A 17,291-nucleotide genomic window follows, 5' to 3' on the forward strand; every position below is an offset into this window, starting at 1 on the left:
CCGTTTATACCCCAATAGGCTCCATCGGCCCAAACTGCTCCGTAAAAATCCGACTTTCCGGAACACCGATCTCCCCTAACAGCTGGCTAACATGTCCGATCATCGCCACAGGTCCACACAGTGCTACATTAAACTCTCCTTCTGGCAAAAAGCGTTCTAGCAGTTCCTTCGTGATATGACCTGTGAAAGATACGCTTTCATCCATTGGTGTTGTCGCGTCGGATATTCCGAAGACTGCATTGGCATTCGGCATTTCCGCCACGAGACTTTCTACTTGTCCTTTAAACGCCATGACTTGTAAGGAGCGTGCCGTTTGAATCCATGTAACAGAATGGTTTGGGTCGTGAAGTTTGATAGCTTGAAGCATCGCAAACAATGGTGTAGCCCCAACTCCTCCGCCGATGAACACGATCGGTTCGTTGCTTTCCATATCGATTGCAAACGTTCCGGCTGGTGCACTTAACTCGATCTTGTCACCAACTTTTACGTTGTCATGTAAATATTGAGATACGTCCCCTTTTTGTTCTTTTTTCACGCTGAATCGGTAACTGGAATCACCCGATAAGCTCGTTAAACTGTAGTGTCTGTTTGCCCAGTATCCACCTTCCTCTGCTTTGACTCGAACGGTGATGTACTGTCCTGGGGTGAAGGAAGCGACTGTATTCGTATGGATCGGGTCAACTTCGAATGTGGTGACCTCTTCGCTTTCCCGAATAATTTTGCTAACAAGGAATGGCTGGAACCCTTCCCATCCGCCTTGTTGCTGTTCGGTTTCTTCGTAAAGAGCTTTTTCTGCATCGATAAATACTTGGGCTAGTGCTCCGTATGTTTCGCCCCAAGCGGTGATAATATCGTCTGTCGCAGCGTCTCCGAGTACATCTTTAATTGCTCGCAGCAAATATTCACCGACGATCGGGTAATGTTCTGGTTTCACCTGCAAACTTCTATGTTTGTGTGCAACAAGCTCTACTGTTCCTTGCAAAACACTCCAATCGTCAATGTTTTGCGCAGCCGCTAATACTGCGTGAGCCAATGCTCTAGGCTGCTGTCCTTGTGCTTGGTTTTTTGCGTTAAAAATGTTTTTCAAATCGGGATAGTCTGCAAAAAGTGTTTTGTAAAAGTGTGTGGTGATCGTTTCGCCATGTTCCACTAATACTGGTACTGTTGCCTTCACTGTTTCTCGAGTTTGTTGAGATAACATGCGTTCACCCTCCGTTTAGATAATGTGTATGTTAAGTACATCTTTATCGTACTCCGTTTATTCCCCGAAAGATATATAACAAATACATCTTTAATAAAATCGCCACATTTTCGGAACGTGTCGATTTGGCGTATAGTAAGGATGAAAGGCTAAGTTCGCGACGTCCTATCGCAACGCCTTTCTGACCCACGTCCTGTGGGCCCAAGAATTCGTTCGAAAAGGTGACCGACATGCGCTTAACGCAATACACAGATTTCTCCCTCCGCGTCCTCATTTACTTGACAGCGCTATCCGAGGAGGAGCGAGCAAACATTCAACAGATTGCTGACGCTTATAACATTTCTAAAAATCATTTGATGAAAGTGGTTCACCAGTTGGCAAAACTCGGCTATGTGGAGTCGACGCGCGGACGGGGTGGTGGGATTCGATTAAATAAACATCCGCGTGACATTAATATCGGAGAAGTCGTTCGTGTAACAGAAGACGATTTTCATTTAGTGGAATGCTTTGACCGTGAAAAAAATACGTGCGTCCTCTCGCCATCGTGTCGATTGAAGGGCGTGCTGTATGAAGCGTTACAGGCGTATTTGGCTGTGTTAGATGAGTATACGTTAGAGGATTTGACTCGGAATCGAGGAATGTTGCGAGAATTGCTTGGGGGTTTAGGAAATGAAGGGTAAAGGTATGCAGTTCATGTACAAGCACCCTGAGTGATTGGGTGCTCCACTACGTTTCGGTGCAGCTATCCGACGTTCGCGATCCGCTATCCGATGTTCGCGACACGCTATCCGACGTTCGCGGCTCGCTATCCGATGTTCGCGACTCGCTATCCGATGTTCGCGACACGCTATCCGACGTTCGCGGCTCGCTATCCGATGTTCGCGACACGCTATCCGATGTTCGCGACACGCTATCCGACGTTCGCGACACGCTATCCGACGTTCGCGACACGCTATCCGACGTTCGCGACACGCTATCCGACGTTCGCGGCTCGCTATCCGATGTTCGCGACACGCTATCCGATGTTCGCGACTCGCTATCCTGTGTTCGCGACCCACTATCCGACGTTCGCGGCTCGCTATCCGACGTTCGCGACACGCTATCCGACGTTCGCGACACGCTATCCGATGTTCGCGACTCGCTATCCGACGTTTACGACCCGCTATCCGACGTTCACGACACGCTATCCGATGTTCGCGACACGCTATCCGACGTTCGCGACACGCTATCCGACGTTCGCGGCTCGCTATCGGACGTTCGCGACACGCTATCCGATGTTCGCGACACGCTATCCGACGTTCGCGACCCACTATCCGATGTTCGCGATCCGCTATCCTGTGTTCGCAGCACGCTATCCTGTGTTCGCAGCACGCTATCCGACGTTCGCGATCCGCTATCCTGTGTTCGCGACCCGCTATCCTGTGTTCGCAGCACGCTATCCGACGTTTACGACCCGCTATCCGACGTTCGCGACACGCTATCCGACGTTCGCGATCCGCTATCCTGTGTTCGCGACTCGCTATCCGACGTTCGCGACACGCTATCCGATGTTCGCGACACGCTATCCGACGTTCGCGACACGCTATCCGATGTTCGCGACACGCTATCCGATGTTTGGGGTCGACTCCCGTTAAAAATTGGGTTCCCTACCCTAGCCCTCGCATCAACAGCGGGATTCGCGCTCCATACCTCGCAATCAACGCTTCGTTCCGGTCGTCAGCTCCTTCGATGTTCCCGCTTAAAAATATGGGAGCCTCTATTCCTTGGTCGGCTAGCCAGCCAATTGCTTCTGCAAACATCGCTTGCAAAATGGCGGCCCCGATTACTGTTGATGTCGGGGTGAACGGGACGGGTACTTTTGGATGTTGTAGCACCGCATCCCCTGGCACTGATGCGTTATCGATCACCAAGTCGCCTACCTCATACAATCGCTTGCCGGAGCTATGTCTTGATGGTTGTAGAAGCGAGTATTCCTTGGAAGTAATGACAATGACTGGAATCCCCTTTTCCTTTGCCCTCATAGCTACGTCAATAGGGACTGGGTTTCGTCCTGATGTGGAGATCACGATGCACAGATCCCCTTCTTGAAAGTCCACCTCATTCAGAAAAGTATCCGCATAGCCTTCTTTTCTTTCCAATTGGGAAGAACGGACAGCCCCTTCGTGCAGCATGAGTGGCTCGTGTAAAATGGGCGAGATGGGCACGAGTCCGCCTGCACGATAGAACACGTCTAACGTCAACAGGTGAGAATGTCCGCATCCGAACAAGTGAATGATGCCCCCATGTTGAATGGCTTTTCCAATCCATCGACCTGCTTGTAAAACCTCTTTAGACTCCATAACGTCCATGCGTTTCTGTAGCTCTTTTGCATAAGTAGTTCTCATGCTATCGGCTCCTTTCTGCTCGTGCCTTTTGCAACATCCGTACCATCCGCTTCACCGCTTCCTCTACGATGATCTCTCCCTTTTCCCTCGTAGCCTTCGTTGCTTCACCGAGAACCGCCGTCTCCGTAAACGTACTCCACGGGGTCGGAGTGTAGTCTGCCTCTTCAGGAATAACTGGATAATCATCAATAGCTAAAGACATATCCACTTCTTCCTCAGCCAAATAAAGCATGATCGAAGTTTCAATTTCACATGCGTGCACGTAACTCGCATGAACAGGGTCAGACTCGCGTACTTGTGCAGAAGTTTCGCGCAAACCAGGATAAAAAAACGTATACGTGACGAGATCAGGGTGACGGCTCACTAATGTGCGAGCCGCTTCTTTTATGGCCACAGCATTTCCTAAGTGAGCATTGACGATTCCCAAAATTCGGATCCCTTTTGCGTACAAACTTTCACCGAGCTCTACGATGAATGGAATCAACACGTCATTTGAAATGGATAAGCTCCCCGGGAAGTCTTGCAGGCTCCATACTTGTCCGAACGGTAATGTTGGCAAAACGTATGTGTTGGAAAGACGGTTTGCTAGTTTGTGGCTTAAGCGCTCTGCCAACACGTTATCTGTATCTAACGGCAAGTGAGGTCCGTGTGCTTCAACCGCTCCGATTGGTAGTAACACAATCGTTTCGTCGTTCAATTTACTTTGAATAGTCGTTGAAGTTTCTTTTGCCCAACGCATATCAGTCACTCCTTCCACGCAAAGCATCTTGCCGGGTTTTCTACAAAAAACTTACGGATTAGACGCTCACCATCAAATCCAGCTCGTTCGGCTTCTTCTTGAAATCTCGGTACCCAATTCGCTACAATGTGCTGCAACCCGAGTCCGTAATCATAATGACTATAATAGGACTTTCTAGCAGTATCACCACTTACTAAAACATGATCTTCGTATCCTCTTTTAACAAGTTCTAAAATACATTCGATCCTTGTACTTTCCGGAGCATATTTGATCTTCCCAATCCCATCGAAAGAAAGATAAGCGCCTGTTCGTGCCACCTGCTCATGCACATACGAGTCTGGATTACGATCCATATGCCCAAAGCTCACAAACTCTAGCGGCACCCCTTCCTGGCGTAAAATCTCAATTTGCTCTAAAGCCATCGTGCCGACTTCGGTATGCGAATGAACGGGTGCCTTCGTTGCGTGATGAGCACGGGCTACCGCTCGGATGGTTTTCTCTTCTAAAGGGGTGATGCGGTTGTAGCCAGTTCCGAACTTCACCTGCCCAGCTCGAAACTGAGTCCCTTCTAACCCTTCCTCTACTTCGCGCACAACAAATTCAGTAAGCTCGTTTATCTCACTGGCTTCAATCCACTCTTCAAAAGTACCTCGATACCCAAGCACTCCTTGTAGGTGCTTAGGTATCGCTGCCTTCCACAAAAAGCTTTTATTAAAGCCGGCCGTACCGACAATGTGAATGCCTGTTTCTTCAGACAAAGTAGCTACAGCCTCGACATCTCTTCCGTAATCGACAGCGGTGGCGTCTATAATTGTTTGCACTCCGGCTTGTTTCACGTCTGTCATTTCCAGCTTTGTCTTCGCTGGGTCATCCAATAACAAATCGTCTTCTCCCTTTTCTACCCAATAAGGAGGACGACAAACGAGATGCTCATGACTATACGTGAATCCTAGTTCTGTTGGTGAAATGTCTCCTCGTAATGTACGGATAAAATTCATCGTTATTCCCTCCAAATAGTTCGGCGGGGACTAGGAGTACCCACCGAAATTTACTATGCGTTTTAGAAAAACAGTCCTGATAACAACCGAATGATCGGGCCTAAGATGAACATGTCAGAGTCTGCTGCCCACATCGCGGTGTCTGGAATTGTGCTAGCGATGAGGAAGCGCACCATAATGAATTGCCCCCACGCAACAACAGTTGAGGTGATAAATCCACCAAGCAAGGCACCGCGTACGCCACCTGTTGCATTTCCGAATACACCTGCCGTTGCCCCATGGAAGAACAGCACGATCATTGTCGGGACAAAGATGTACGCCACTGTATTCCCGATCACGACCAACCAGAGAAGAGCACCGACAAAGGCACCTAAAAACCCTAGAATGACTGCGTTCGGTGCATATGGAAAAACGACAGGTGCGTCTAGCGCTGGCTTTGCTCCAGGTACAATTTTCGTCGCGATCCCTTTGAAGGCAGGAACGATTTCACCGATGAACATGCGCACCCCCATCAAAACAACTGCGATCCCAGCAGCAAATGTAAACGCTTGAATTAAAGAGTACACTATGAAACTTTGCTCTCCCGCTTGTGCGATCAACGCTTCAGAACCCTCCGTTCCTTTGAAAGAAACGACTAGCGCACCAACAAAGAATAAAATCCCCATCGTTAATGCGGTAATCACGTTGGAATCACGTAGAAACTCAAGTCCCTTTGGCAATTCAATTTTCTCAGAATCATTCTCTTTATTCCCTAGCCATTTCCCAGCCCAAGCCGCAAGCAAAGCAACGGAAGCAGACGTATGACCGAGGGCAATGTTGTCATTCCCCGTAATTTTGCGCATGTACGGCTGGGTAATAGCAGGCTGCAACGTCCAGTAAATCCCCATAATAATAGATAGAAAGATAACAAGTGGCCAAAACGGTACAGCGCCAGCCTCATGCACAACAACTCCCGCAAAAATCGTTGTCGTCCAAAACATCATATGTCCAGTCAGATAGATAAACTTAAAACGTGTGAAGCGAGCAAGCAACACGTTGATCAAAAATCCAATTGTCATCGCAAGTGTAATTGCACTGCCGTATTCCGATGTGAACGCTCCTTCTCCCATAAACTCCCCTAAGGAAGAGGTTTCAAGCCCAAATACCTCCTTCCACATCGGTTCAAAAACGACTAATGCACCAACGATAATTCCAGAACCCGCTCCAATAATTAAAAAGCCGATAACTGCTTTTAAGGTTCCACCGATTAACTGACTGGCCGATTTCTTTTGCAAAAGTAGACCAACAAGGACAATAATCCCCAACATAATCGCTGGTGTTCCGAACAAGTTACTGGCTAACCATTGAATAAATTCCATTTCTCTTCCCCCTCTGTTTTCTTACGATTAGTTATCCGAGATGACTAGATAGAGCTGTTTGAATCTCATTTTTGTCAAAATAGTTATTCACGATCATGACCTTTGCACGAACCCCTTGCAAAGACGCTGATAGTTCTTGGCTCGTGACAATATAATCTGCATTCATACTAGAAGCCGTAGATACATCTGTGTGCTCCACATCTGCAGACACGCCCAGTTCTTGTAGCACTTCCTCGACGGTCATTCGTAAAATTAAACTCGTTCCTTGACCTAATCCGCACACACATAAAATTTTCATGCCTTCACCCCATCTACTAGATTTTGAATATCTTCATATTGTCTCGCTTGCTTTAATGCTGCGATCTTTCCTGCATCTCCGCAAAGCGCCATTAAACGACGCAATAGCGTTAAGTGCTCCCCGTTAGAAGATGCCCCTAACCCAAACACTAAATCGACTGGATCATTTTGCCGATGCCCGAATACGACTGGTTTTTTTAACTGTACAAGAGAGACAGCAGCTTCCTTCACTCCGTCTTCAGGACGGGCGTGAGGCATGGCAATAGATGGCGCCAATACAAAATAAGGGCCGTTTTTTTGAAAAGATTGCACCATCGCTTTTACATAGTTGTTTGTTGCTGTATTTTGTTGTTCCAAAAGCTTTCCAGATGCGACAATCGCTTCTTCAGCTGTTTGACAGTCCACCTGAAACGTAACGAGATCTCTTCCTAAAAACTGCATACCTGACGCCTCTTTCTTTTATATAGAGTGAACCTCCATTTTAATAAGGAGTTGGATTTTATTGTTATGACTTGCTAACACTTTGCTGAATATAGGCGTATAACTCTTCTCTCGATTGGGCTTGTATCCATTGGTCTGGAATGCCTTCTTTGAATACATCTCGCAGTTGGCCAATTGCATGCAAATGAGCTTCTTGATCGACTGGCGCGAGCACTACGAGACAACGTACCTGGTGTTTCTCTTTTTCTGAGAAGGCTACCGATTCGTCTAGCAGTAGTAAACTGAACCCAAGCTCGCGAACGCCTTCCTCTGGTTTGCCGTGGGGAAATGCAACCCCCGGTGATAGAACAATATAAGGTCCGTGAGTTGTGACGTGGTCAATCATCGCTTCCACGTACGATTCTGAAATCATTTCTTTTTGAACAAGTGGCTCGGCTGCTAACTGAATCGCCTGTTGCCAATTTTCTGCGGACGGTAGCTTTTGTACGACATCTTCTGTTAGTAGAGAAAAGAGATCTCTCTTCGCACGGTGTATGACTGGTGTTCCTTGCTGGCTAGTTGCCCATTCTTGAAGCACCTGCCGGAACCTCGCACGATCTTTTACCATGGCGTAGCTTTCCAACTGATGCATCAAAGCATCCACTGCAGATTCTGTTACTGTAGAAGGTTTTCCACCCGGATACATCGTGCGAAAGATTTGCTCTACCTGATCGTCCTTTATGATAGGATCCACGTAAAACGTTGGTACGTCTTGCTTTGGCAAAGGAACCGTCGTCACGATAACATCTACATTCAAATGCTCCCGCCGTTCAAACTGCCGCTTCGATACGACTTCGACTATATCTATATCTGTGAACACGTGCTCGAGCTTACTTTTCAAAAATTGACTCGTTCCGACACCATGAATGCAAACAATCATCATTCGTTTTCGTTTCGTAAGCTGAACCTCATCTTTTCGTAGCCAGCCACCAAAGTGCAAGGCAATAAGCGCAATTTCACTATCAGAAACGCTTCTTCCAGCTAAATTTTCAAACACAGGGATCACACGCTTTGTAAGTTGGAATATATCCCGATACTTTTCCTGAATGTGCTCTGTAAGCGGTACTTCTTCTTCCAATCCAAACCGCACTCGTTGCAAACAAGGCTTCAAATGGACGAGCAGCTGGTGTTCCAAAGACTCTTGGTTAGAGAAGACAATACAAGCGTACATTTGGAATTCCTGTACCATTTTCCGAATCACCCATTTAAGTGGTTGATCCTCATCCTCTACCTTTACTGTCTCTACTTTCGTGCTTAGGATTAGCTGCGTGATGAAAGCAGTCTCGCCATGAGAAAACGTCGATCCAAGTATGTCCGGTAACTTTGCACAAACTTGTTTGGCGGATTGAAACGCTTTTGTTTGTGAAAGAATCGCGATCTCCTCTTCAGAAAGATGTATACCCGCTCCTTGCTGAATTCTTCGTGACACAAGGACGATCTTCAAGGCAAGCTGTGACAACGCTTCATCCGCGAATCTGGCACCATACTCCCTTTCCGCCTCTGTCAGTAACTGCGTGATCAGCTTGCTATCCTTTTGTACGGAGGAGAATTTCGCCGCACGTATAGCCAGCAACAGCCATGGCACACGGTCAACCGCGTTAAAGTCGGGTGGCAAAATGGAGAACAGCAACCGACGCTGTTTGGACTCTTCTCCCTCGACGACATATCCGCGGCCACGCACCGATACGACTTCTAGCTCGTACTTGGCAAACAAACTCCGCACTTTATGCAGATCTTCTAACACCGTGTTCCGGCTCACTTCTAAACTCTTGGCCAAATCCTCAACATGTACGGATTCCGCAGCACATAGCAGGAGGAACACCATGCATGAGACACGCTCTTCGGGAGATAAGATGTACGTGACCGTAGAAGCTGGAGACAGACTCTGCAATGCCGTCTTTGTTTGTTCATCCAATCCGTATCCCACACCACGTAAATGCACGACCGGCGATAGGTGTTGATCCCGCAACCACTCATTCACCTTATCTAAATCGTGATACACCGCCCGACGTGAAATAGAGAAACGAGATGCCAATACAGAAACAGATAACGGCTGCTCTGAAACGTGCAGAACCTTTAACAACTCATAACTTCGCTGATCCATCTAGTCACCCCCTCAAGTCGTACTGTGATTCGACAAATTTCGGGTCGTACCAGTTCTTGTGAGAAAACAGTCTTGCTAGTTTGGGCCCACACGTTGTGGGTTAGAAAGGCGTTGCGCTCGCAAGGAGGCGAGTGTGCCTATGTTTCGCGAACTTAGCCTTTCCTCCTCAATTATATGGAAAGGCCCCCTGATTCAATAGACCAAATGTTGCACAAAGGGTTGTGCGGGGATTGGGTGGCGGCTGGTTGTGGTTGGAAGTACGAGAGATTTATGTATGTAAAAAGGTAGCTGGTTTTTACACCTAGCTACCTTCTACAGGGAAGCTCCCTAACCTAAATTATTGCCTTCAAATCCGTCCGGATCTGACCGCAAATACCCAGTCTCTCCTCCGCGTTCGTACGATTCCACTACGGTGCCTTCAGCTGTCGTATAGCCACTTACTTCATGCGGGGCTACAAGGTGCACACCCGGATCTTCCAAGGTAAAATCTGTCGGCGATACTAGAGCTCCAACACCTTCGAAGGCTTCCGCTACATCAGCAACTGCACCAACTCCTAGGAAGGTGAGACCCAGCATCGTAGCACTTTTGAAAAACTGTGTATCATCTCCGACCATTATCGAGTCTACAAGATTGAAAGCATGTCGAATCGGGGCTGTTAGAATAGAAAAAACAGTGCCCAATATCGTTTTCTTTTCTATACGACTAAGTTGAGAAATGGCTATTCGCAGTTTGGTTTCACGAGCAGCCAATTGTACGTTTGCTTTGCCTGCATAATATTCCATTACCTTTAATTTATTCATTTCCTCACGGTGAAGCCTAGGAAACATCTTTTGATAGCGGAGCTGCCTGTCACCCAATCGCGTCATCCATCTTTTCGTTTGTCTTGCTGAATGCTCTAAATCCTCATAATACTCAGCAGCAGATCGGGTCACATAAAGCTCATGCAAATACTTTAATAACCTGCTTAAAGCCTTCGGGTCGATATTGCGCGCTTCGTATTCCTGCTTTTCTTCCTCAAATTGCGCCTCCAGATGTGGGGCAATTTTTTTTCATCTATGTACGAGCATTGCAAACTGTTTTGTAGTGTCACGATGCTAAAGTCTAAACACATAGTGAGATCCTCGTGAAATTCTTGATATACGCGCCTTACTTTGTAAAAGGTCAGCCCTTTCGGTAAAATACTTAAAAACCCATTCGCATACATCCGCATTAGCTTTCTCCGCTCTTGTCTCTTACGCACTCCTTGACGAATAAGAACAATCACGGCAAATAAAATAAACATAGTAAACAATTCCATACACATCACCTACCAATAATTAAAATCGGCCATCATTACTATTACTATCGGACTACAAAACGGATATTTGAATGGAAGTGGAAACTTTTACAGATCATGAAGACAAAGATTGTTCACACTGCGCACTTATTACAGTTAACTACAAGCCTATATTTACGGAGTTTTTTGTGATACGATAAAGAGCACTTGGAGTGAAGTGGAAACGATGCTAAATTCCTCGAAAAAATACTAATAACTTCTCTCTGTAATGGATATAACTAGAAAAAATCAGAGTTGAGTATACAAAAGGAGTTCATGCATGAAAGAACTACATTCATTTGGTTGGTACGCGTCACGCGTTGCAAAAAAATTACCAAAACACGTTTTAAAGCCGGTACCTTCTCGTCTTTGGGGTGGTCTCGTCTATCTACTGATCTCTCTCGCAGGTCTAACATCGATTATCATGTTTGATATGAGTCCTTGGTTTTACTTATTGATCGCCTTTGTACTCGGGAACAGCTTTGCTTCAATGGGGTTTTTAGGACATGAAATACTTCATGGAACCGTGGTGAAAAAACCTTGGGTACGAAATTTCCTTGGAGCCGTAGCCTTTTGGCCGCTTAGCACGGGGCCACGCCTTTGGAGAAAGTGGCACAACATGGACCATCACGTGCATACACAGCACGAAGAACTCGACCCAGATTCTTGGCCAAGCCTTCGTCAACTATCAAAAATTAAAATTCTACGCTGGATCTATAAACTACCCCTTCCAGTACGTGCATTTTTCAGCTTTTTGTCGCTGACGATCACATTTACGATGCATTCTTTACGGATGTTTGTCGTGTACTTGAAGGAATTCAAAAGCACGAACCGCCCAATGGTTGTTGTTCAACTTATTCTTCCTTGGGTCACCTGGATCGGATTACTCGTTTGGATCGGACCACTAAAATGGCTCTTTGCGTTTGTGATACCACTATTGATCGCAAACTTTATCGTCATGGCGTATATCTCAACGAACCACAGACTTAACCCACTCGTTCCAGTCAATGATCCGCTCGCAAACAGCTTGACGGTGACGGTGCCAAAATGGGTCGACGCCCTACACTTTAACTTTTCGTACCACACAGAGCACCACCTTTTTCCGGCGATGAGCTCTAAATATTACCCGATGGTGAAAGAACACATTAAGAGTATGTGGCCAGAACGCTATCATGAAATGCCGATGACAAAGGCGTTAGTCACACTGTGGAGAACACCACGTGTCTACCATGATGACGGTACCGCTCTCATTGATCCATATCCAGGCAATGTATACGGATCACTCGGACACGGCCTAGATCCAGCGAAAATCAAATTTCAAAAGCTCAACCTAAAAGGGACGGCTTTCTTTTTGAAAAAGGGCAAGACGGAGAAGGCTTAGTAGCTTTTGAAAAGGCGCAAAACACAAATTGATGTGTTTGCGCCTTTTCTTATTCGTTTTTGCTATCGTCAATCTCGCAACAAGGCATTGGTACCTTTTCGGATCTGATGAGTGTGAGTATTTGGTTCTTGAGTCTGAGCATTTGCCCCTGAGTCTGAGCATTTCCTCCCAAGTCTGAGCATTTGTCCCTGAGTCTGAGCATTTCCCCCCAAGTCTGAGCATTTCTCCCTGAGTCTGAGCATTCCCCCCTGAGTCTGAGCATTCACCCTCAAGTCTGAGCATTTCCCCCCAAGTCTGCGCATTCCCCCTCAAGTCTGAGCATTCCCCCCCAAGTCTGAGCATTTCCCCCCAAGTCTGAGCATTTGTCCCTGAGTCTGAGCATTTCCCCCCAAGTCTGAGCATTTGTCCCTGAGTCTGAGCATTTCCTCCCAAGTCTGAGCATTCACCCTCAAGTCTGAGCATTCCCCCTCAAGTCTGAGCATTTCCCCCCAAGTCTGAGCATTCACCCTCAAGTCTGAGCATTCACCCTCAAGTCTGAGCATTCACCCTCAAGTCTGAGCATTTGTCCCTGAGTCTGAGCATTCCCTCCCAAGTCTGAGCATTTCCTCCCAAGTCTGAGCATTTGTCCCTGAGTCTGAGCATTCACCCTCAAGTCTGAGCATTTGCCCCTGAGTCTGAGCATTTGTCCCTGAGTCTGAGCATCCCCCCCCCAAGTCTGAGCATTCCCCCTCAAGTCTGAGCATTCCCCCTCAAGTCTGAGCATCCCCCCCCCAAGTCTGAGCATTCCCCCTCAAGTCTGAGCATTTCCCCCTCAAGTCTGAGCATTCCCCCCCCAAGTCTGCGCATTTGAAATAGGCGAGCTAGGCATGTAATAAACTGTTCCAGGCACGTGTGATGGACTTCCCCCACTTTTGCCATGATGTCTCAAATGACCGGCGAAGAGATTGATCAAGATCAATTAAAAAAACAAATTGCAGAAAGCATGGTCGGACAGGAGCTCCTTATACAGGAAGCAGATACCCGTGATATTAACGTTTCAGAAGAAGACTTCAATGAAACACTCGATCGATTAGCATCCCAAAATGGACTCGAATCCAAAGATGAATCTTTGGCCGCTTTGGAAGAACAAGGCATGGGTAAAGAAGAAGTCATGTCTCAATTGGAACCGCAAGTAAAAGTAGATTTGCTTGTCGCTAGTGAGTCTGGTGACATCACACCTACGGATGAAGAGCTACAAGCAGCTTATGATCAGATGGTAGCCCAGCAAGAGCAAGCAGGGGAAGATGCAGAAGCTCCATCTTTTGATGAAGTGAAACCAGACCTTGAAGAAGAGGTAAAGATGCAAAAAGAGTCAGAAGCCGTTCAAGCACTGGTTACAAAACTGCGTGAAGGTGCAGACGTTACGGTGAATATTTAATACCTTTGGAAAACCAGGTTCCGTTTTGGGACCTGGTTTTTTAATGGGCGAGCTAAGCACTTTATAAACCATAGCTACCTATCCCTCTGTCCCACCTAATATGTTATTTATTTTCCTTTACCGCTTTATCTTTCTCCAATAGCACAATGAATCCAGGTAGTAATATACCCCTGATTAAGAAGGTGTCTAATAAAATTCCGACAGCCACTATAAAACCAAATACAAAAAGTAATTGAATCGGCTGTGTCATCAAGACTGCAAATGTAGCTGCAAGAACAATTCCTGCTGATGAAATGACACCACCTGTGTTCGCGACCGCAATCTCAACTGCATTTTTCACAGGATGGTTCCGCCTTTCTTCCTGGAATCTTGAGACTAAGATGATATTATAATCAATTCCTAGGGCTACTAAGAAAACAAAGGAATATAGGGGAACCCGGTTGCTAATCGTATTTATATCAAAAAATATATTCGTTAAAAACATGCCTAATCCTAATGCAGCAAGGAAAGAGACTAAGATCGTTCCCATCATGTAAATCGGCATCTTAATTGTTCCGGTTAAGAAGATAAGCATCACAAAAATTAAAAGGGTTTCCAATAGCACAATGACAATGACATCTCTATTATTCGTCGAACGATCGTCCACTTGTGTAGCGGTCTCACCTGAGAAATATAGGTTCCCGTCGAGATTACTTTCCGCTAGGATCTGATCTGACTTTTGAATGATTTCATCCATCGCGTCAATAGTGGCAACTGCATAAGGACTTTCTTCAAAAGTAAGGGTGTATCTAATAACTGTATCATCCTCTGCCATACCATTGATCCGAACATTACGGACAAGAGGCTGTGCAATAAGGACATCACTCAGTTTTACTTGCTGTTCACTTGTCACTGTGTCATCAGCTTCTAATAAAACAGTAGTTGGCGCAAGATCTCCTTTATCAAATTTTTCTTCCAAAATTTCATAGCCCTGTCGTGAAGGCATATCTTCAGGGAAAGATTTTATTGTATCGAATTCATATTGAAGGTTAAATATATTCCCAGCCGACAAAAGAAGAAATATCCCAATTACAACTACTGAAAGGCCAGGCTTTCGAACAACAAAATGCCCCACCTTGCTCCATATAGTGTTTTTCTTGAGTTTGTCTCCTCCTACTTTAGGAATTTTAGGCCAGAAAGACTTTCTTCCGAATAGAGTAAACAAAGCAGGAACTAATGTTATAGAAGCCAGCATAATAACGACCATTGTTGTGGCAAAGGTTGGAGCAAAATTCCGATAGTCACCAAATTGGGCAAAAAATAATACAAGCATTGCGGCTAAAACAGTACCACCTGAAAAGAAGACAGGCATCCCAGTCTCTCTCATTGCTGCTTTCATGGCATTAAATTTGCTTTCTTCCCTACTTAACTCTTCGCGAAAGCGGGAAAAGACAAATAGTGAATAATCAATGACTGAAGCAAATAAAAGGATGGACATGATTGATATCGTTTGATTGCTTAGTAGTAGGCCGGCTTTCCCCATTAACCCAAGCGTTTGCATAACAACCTCATAGACAAAAGCTGCGGCAATTAAGGGAATCATGGCCAGTAATGGTGAACGATAAATAACCATTAATAAAACAAGAATTAAACCAACTGTTGAGAATAAAAGGACCAGATCGGCTCTGGAAAATAAATCCAGGGAGTCGGTTGCAATTCCGGCAGGACCTGTCATGTACAGATTTAAATCAGATGACTCCTCTACCACGTTAACAAGTTTCTCTTTTGCATCGTTAATTTCCTTTGTCTCTAAAGCAGAGTTGAAAGAAACAGGAATGACGGCGGTTGTTTCGTCCTCAGATAAGAGACCTGCTACTGCCTGAGGGGGTAAGGATGATAACTGAATCAAAAGTTCGAGTCCTTCGATCTCCTGACCTTCAATTGTACTAAAAAGTTCAACTATCTGACTAAATGCTAGACTACCTTCCTTTGCTTGAAAAATTAGAATGGCTGGAGTGCCTTTAAGATCTTGGAAGTATCTATCTACTTTTTTCTGTGCAATAACTGATTTGGCATTATCCGGTAGAGAAGCTATTCTTGAAACCTCATAATCTTTCGCGTTTGGTGCAAGCGCAGCTAATAACAAGGTAACAACAAACCAAATGGATAAAGTAATCCACATTCCTCTTTTGGTTGAAACGCGGTCAGTCACTGCTTGTAAGATTTTCTTCATTATTTTTACCCTTCCTTCTCCGGAGGCTTTAAGTAAATGTTGTACTCAATAAGGTGACACAACTGTTACTTTTAATAAAAATAAAATTGACACCGCTGTCACCATCATTATCTGGTATAGTGACATAAGTGTCAATTAACTTTTTATGAACATTCCGTTACGAAGCATTTCTTTAATTGAGCTAACCCAGACTGAATATGGAGTCTCAAAGTGATTAGGAATGGTAACCGACTGAAAGATGTATGAGAGCATTAAAGAGTTGGGAATATTTGGGTTAAGTTTCCCTTCCTTGAGACCAAGTTGAATGAAGTTCTCTAGATAAGAATACATGCTAATATGAAGCTGATCTAACTGCTTTTTATTATTCTGTACCTTTTGGTTGGTATGAGTAGGGATTTGTCTACCTATTTTAATAAGACGAAGGGTATCGGGCTTTCCAAAAAAAAGATCAATTAAAAAATCGAATTGTGCTTCAAATCCTTTATGAATTTCAATCTTTTTTAATTCAACAAGAAATTGATTCATTTCATAAACCATAAATTCAGAAATGAGCTCTTCTCTATTCACAAAATACTTATATAAAGCTCCTCTTGATACCTCCAATTGATCTGCTAAAAGACTAATAGTAAATCCCTCATAGTCGTGGCGTAGAAGAAGAGCCCTGGTTGCTTGAAATAGATCATCAGTAGAGAATTTACGTTCACGTGCCATTTTTTCACCTCGATTTTATTATAGAACAAATTTGGACAGTGGGACAGGCACAGACCCAACTAAATATCCCTCTTTTAACCCCACTTCTCACTATACTCCTCTAACGTCGCTTCCATCTGTTCAAACGTATAGTTATGATTCACCACATCCACAACAAAATCTTCAGCTACTTCCGGAGGCATGGTGAATCGATACCCGTTGTGAGCTAGTGACTCGAACAGAGCGTTCGCCTTGCTGAATAAGGAAGCGTACACATCCTCACCAAACACGCTTTCCTGTGGACGATGCACTGTTGACTTCAAGAGGTTCCGTTCTTTTGCCTTACTTTACTGTTATAACTATACTATCTGTAATACTTTTCTGACACAAGGGGCTAACCGGCACTCTTTCATATTAGGAAACGCTCGTTCGAAGGGATTCGGACATATCAATACCACCACATTTCAATTTGCTCTATGTCATGTCAGCATGTATAATATGAGTACATATAGCGTAGTAATAAAGAAGACCGTGGTAGGTTGCACTACGCACGGTCAGGTTGAACTACATGCCGCAAGGATTAGCGGCTAACCTAATTAGGGATGTAAGAAATAGTCACCCAACTTTGGTCTGAGCGGGGTGGCTATTTCTTTTTATTTATGGCGACAACGATTGCTACAATAGTTGCTGTATACACACAGCCTGAAGAGTCTG

General features: G+C 45.3%; 16 protein-coding genes. 4 read left to right on the top strand and 12 right to left on the bottom strand.

Features of this window, described 5'->3' with window-relative positions; all coding sequences use genetic code 11:
* Positions 1–4: 4 nt before the first annotated feature.
* Positions 5–1,201, bottom strand: a complete 1,197-nt coding sequence (gene hmpA, locus HHK01_RS13235; protein WP_170008215.1) for an NO-inducible flavohemoprotein — start codon at positions 1,199–1,201, stop codon at positions 5–7.
* A 230-nt stretch (positions 1,202–1,431) separates the two neighbouring features.
* On the opposite strand from hmpA, the gene HHK01_RS13240 reads away from it, so the two are divergent.
* Positions 1,432–1,881: an RrF2 family transcriptional regulator gene (locus HHK01_RS13240; RefSeq protein ID WP_170008216.1), complete on the top strand. Its 450-nt coding sequence runs from the start codon at positions 1,432–1,434 to the stop codon at positions 1,879–1,881.
* A gap of 30 nt (positions 1,882–1,911) precedes the next feature.
* On the top strand, positions 1,912–2,835 hold the full coding sequence (locus tag HHK01_RS15630) for a hypothetical protein (RefSeq protein ID WP_228027576.1): 924 nt from the start codon (positions 1,912–1,914) through the stop codon (positions 2,833–2,835).
* Between the two features lie 12 nt (positions 2,836–2,847).
* Here the strand turns inward: HHK01_RS15630 and HHK01_RS13250 are convergent, their stop codons facing one another.
* The 8 genes from HHK01_RS13250 to HHK01_RS13285 form a co-directional block, all read right to left on the bottom strand.
* The gene (locus HHK01_RS13250; RefSeq protein WP_170008217.1) at positions 2,848–3,585 is read right to left on the bottom strand and encodes an SIS domain-containing protein; all 738 of its coding nucleotides are present in this window, start codon (positions 3,583–3,585) and stop codon (positions 2,848–2,850) included.
* Position 3,586: 1 nt separating this feature from the next.
* On the bottom strand, positions 3,587–4,324 hold the full coding sequence (locus tag HHK01_RS13255; RefSeq protein ID WP_170008218.1) for a creatininase family protein: 738 nt from the start codon (positions 4,322–4,324) through the stop codon (positions 3,587–3,589).
* Between the two features lie 5 nt (positions 4,325–4,329).
* A complete protein-coding gene (locus HHK01_RS13260; protein ID WP_170008219.1) occupies positions 4,330–5,322 on the bottom strand; it encodes a phosphotriesterase family protein in 993 nt (330 codons plus the stop codon).
* A 62-nt stretch (positions 5,323–5,384) separates the two neighbouring features.
* Complete coding sequence (locus tag HHK01_RS13265) at positions 5,385–6,680, bottom strand: PTS ascorbate transporter subunit IIC (protein ID WP_170008220.1); 1,296 nt, start codon at positions 6,678–6,680, stop codon at positions 5,385–5,387.
* A gap of 31 nt (positions 6,681–6,711) precedes the next feature.
* A complete protein-coding gene (locus HHK01_RS13270; RefSeq protein ID WP_170008221.1) occupies positions 6,712–6,978 on the bottom strand; it encodes a PTS sugar transporter subunit IIB in 267 nt (88 codons plus the stop codon).
* The gene (locus tag HHK01_RS13275) at positions 6,975–7,418 is read right to left on the bottom strand and encodes a PTS sugar transporter subunit IIA (RefSeq protein WP_170008222.1); all 444 of its coding nucleotides are present in this window, start codon (positions 7,416–7,418) and stop codon (positions 6,975–6,977) included. Before HHK01_RS13275 ends, HHK01_RS13270 begins: the two co-directional genes overlap by 4 nt.
* 64 nt (positions 7,419–7,482) lie before the next feature.
* Entirely contained in the window at positions 7,483–9,561 is a 2,079-nt protein-coding gene (locus tag HHK01_RS13280; RefSeq protein ID WP_170008223.1) for a BglG family transcription antiterminator, read from the bottom strand.
* A gap of 327 nt (positions 9,562–9,888) precedes the next feature.
* Positions 9,889–10,509, bottom strand: a complete 621-nt coding sequence (locus tag HHK01_RS13285) for a hypothetical protein (RefSeq protein WP_170008224.1) — start codon at positions 10,507–10,509, stop codon at positions 9,889–9,891.
* Between the two features lie 648 nt (positions 10,510–11,157).
* On the opposite strand from HHK01_RS13285, the gene HHK01_RS13290 reads away from it, so the two are divergent.
* Positions 11,158–12,258, top strand: a complete 1,101-nt coding sequence (locus tag HHK01_RS13290) for a Delta(10) desaturase DesB (RefSeq protein ID WP_170008225.1) — start codon at positions 11,158–11,160, stop codon at positions 12,256–12,258.
* A gap of 916 nt (positions 12,259–13,174) precedes the next feature.
* Entirely contained in the window at positions 13,175–13,675 is a 501-nt protein-coding gene (locus HHK01_RS13295) for a SurA N-terminal domain-containing protein (protein ID WP_170008226.1), read from the top strand.
* 103 nt (positions 13,676–13,778) lie between these two features.
* Here HHK01_RS13295 and HHK01_RS13300 read toward each other — a convergent pair whose 3' ends face one another.
* The 3 genes from HHK01_RS13300 to HHK01_RS13310 all read right to left on the bottom strand — a co-directional run bounded on the left by HHK01_RS13300 (position 13,779) and on the right by HHK01_RS13310 (position 16,900).
* A complete protein-coding gene (locus tag HHK01_RS13300; RefSeq protein WP_170008227.1) occupies positions 13,779–15,887 on the bottom strand; it encodes an MMPL family transporter in 2,109 nt (702 codons plus the stop codon).
* 135 nt (positions 15,888–16,022) lie between these two features.
* The gene (locus HHK01_RS13305; RefSeq protein WP_170008228.1) at positions 16,023–16,598 is read right to left on the bottom strand and encodes a TetR/AcrR family transcriptional regulator; all 576 of its coding nucleotides are present in this window, start codon (positions 16,596–16,598) and stop codon (positions 16,023–16,025) included.
* A gap of 74 nt (positions 16,599–16,672) precedes the next feature.
* Positions 16,673–16,900, bottom strand: coding sequence for a hypothetical protein (locus HHK01_RS13310; RefSeq protein WP_170008229.1), 228 nt, complete (start codon positions 16,898–16,900; stop codon positions 16,673–16,675).
* Positions 16,901–17,291: the final 391 nt, after the last annotated feature.

It is taken from the genome of Bacillus fonticola (assembly GCF_012955605.1).
GTDB classification, from domain to species: Bacteria; Bacillota; Bacilli; order Bacillales; family JC228; genus Bacillus_CG; species Bacillus_CG fonticola.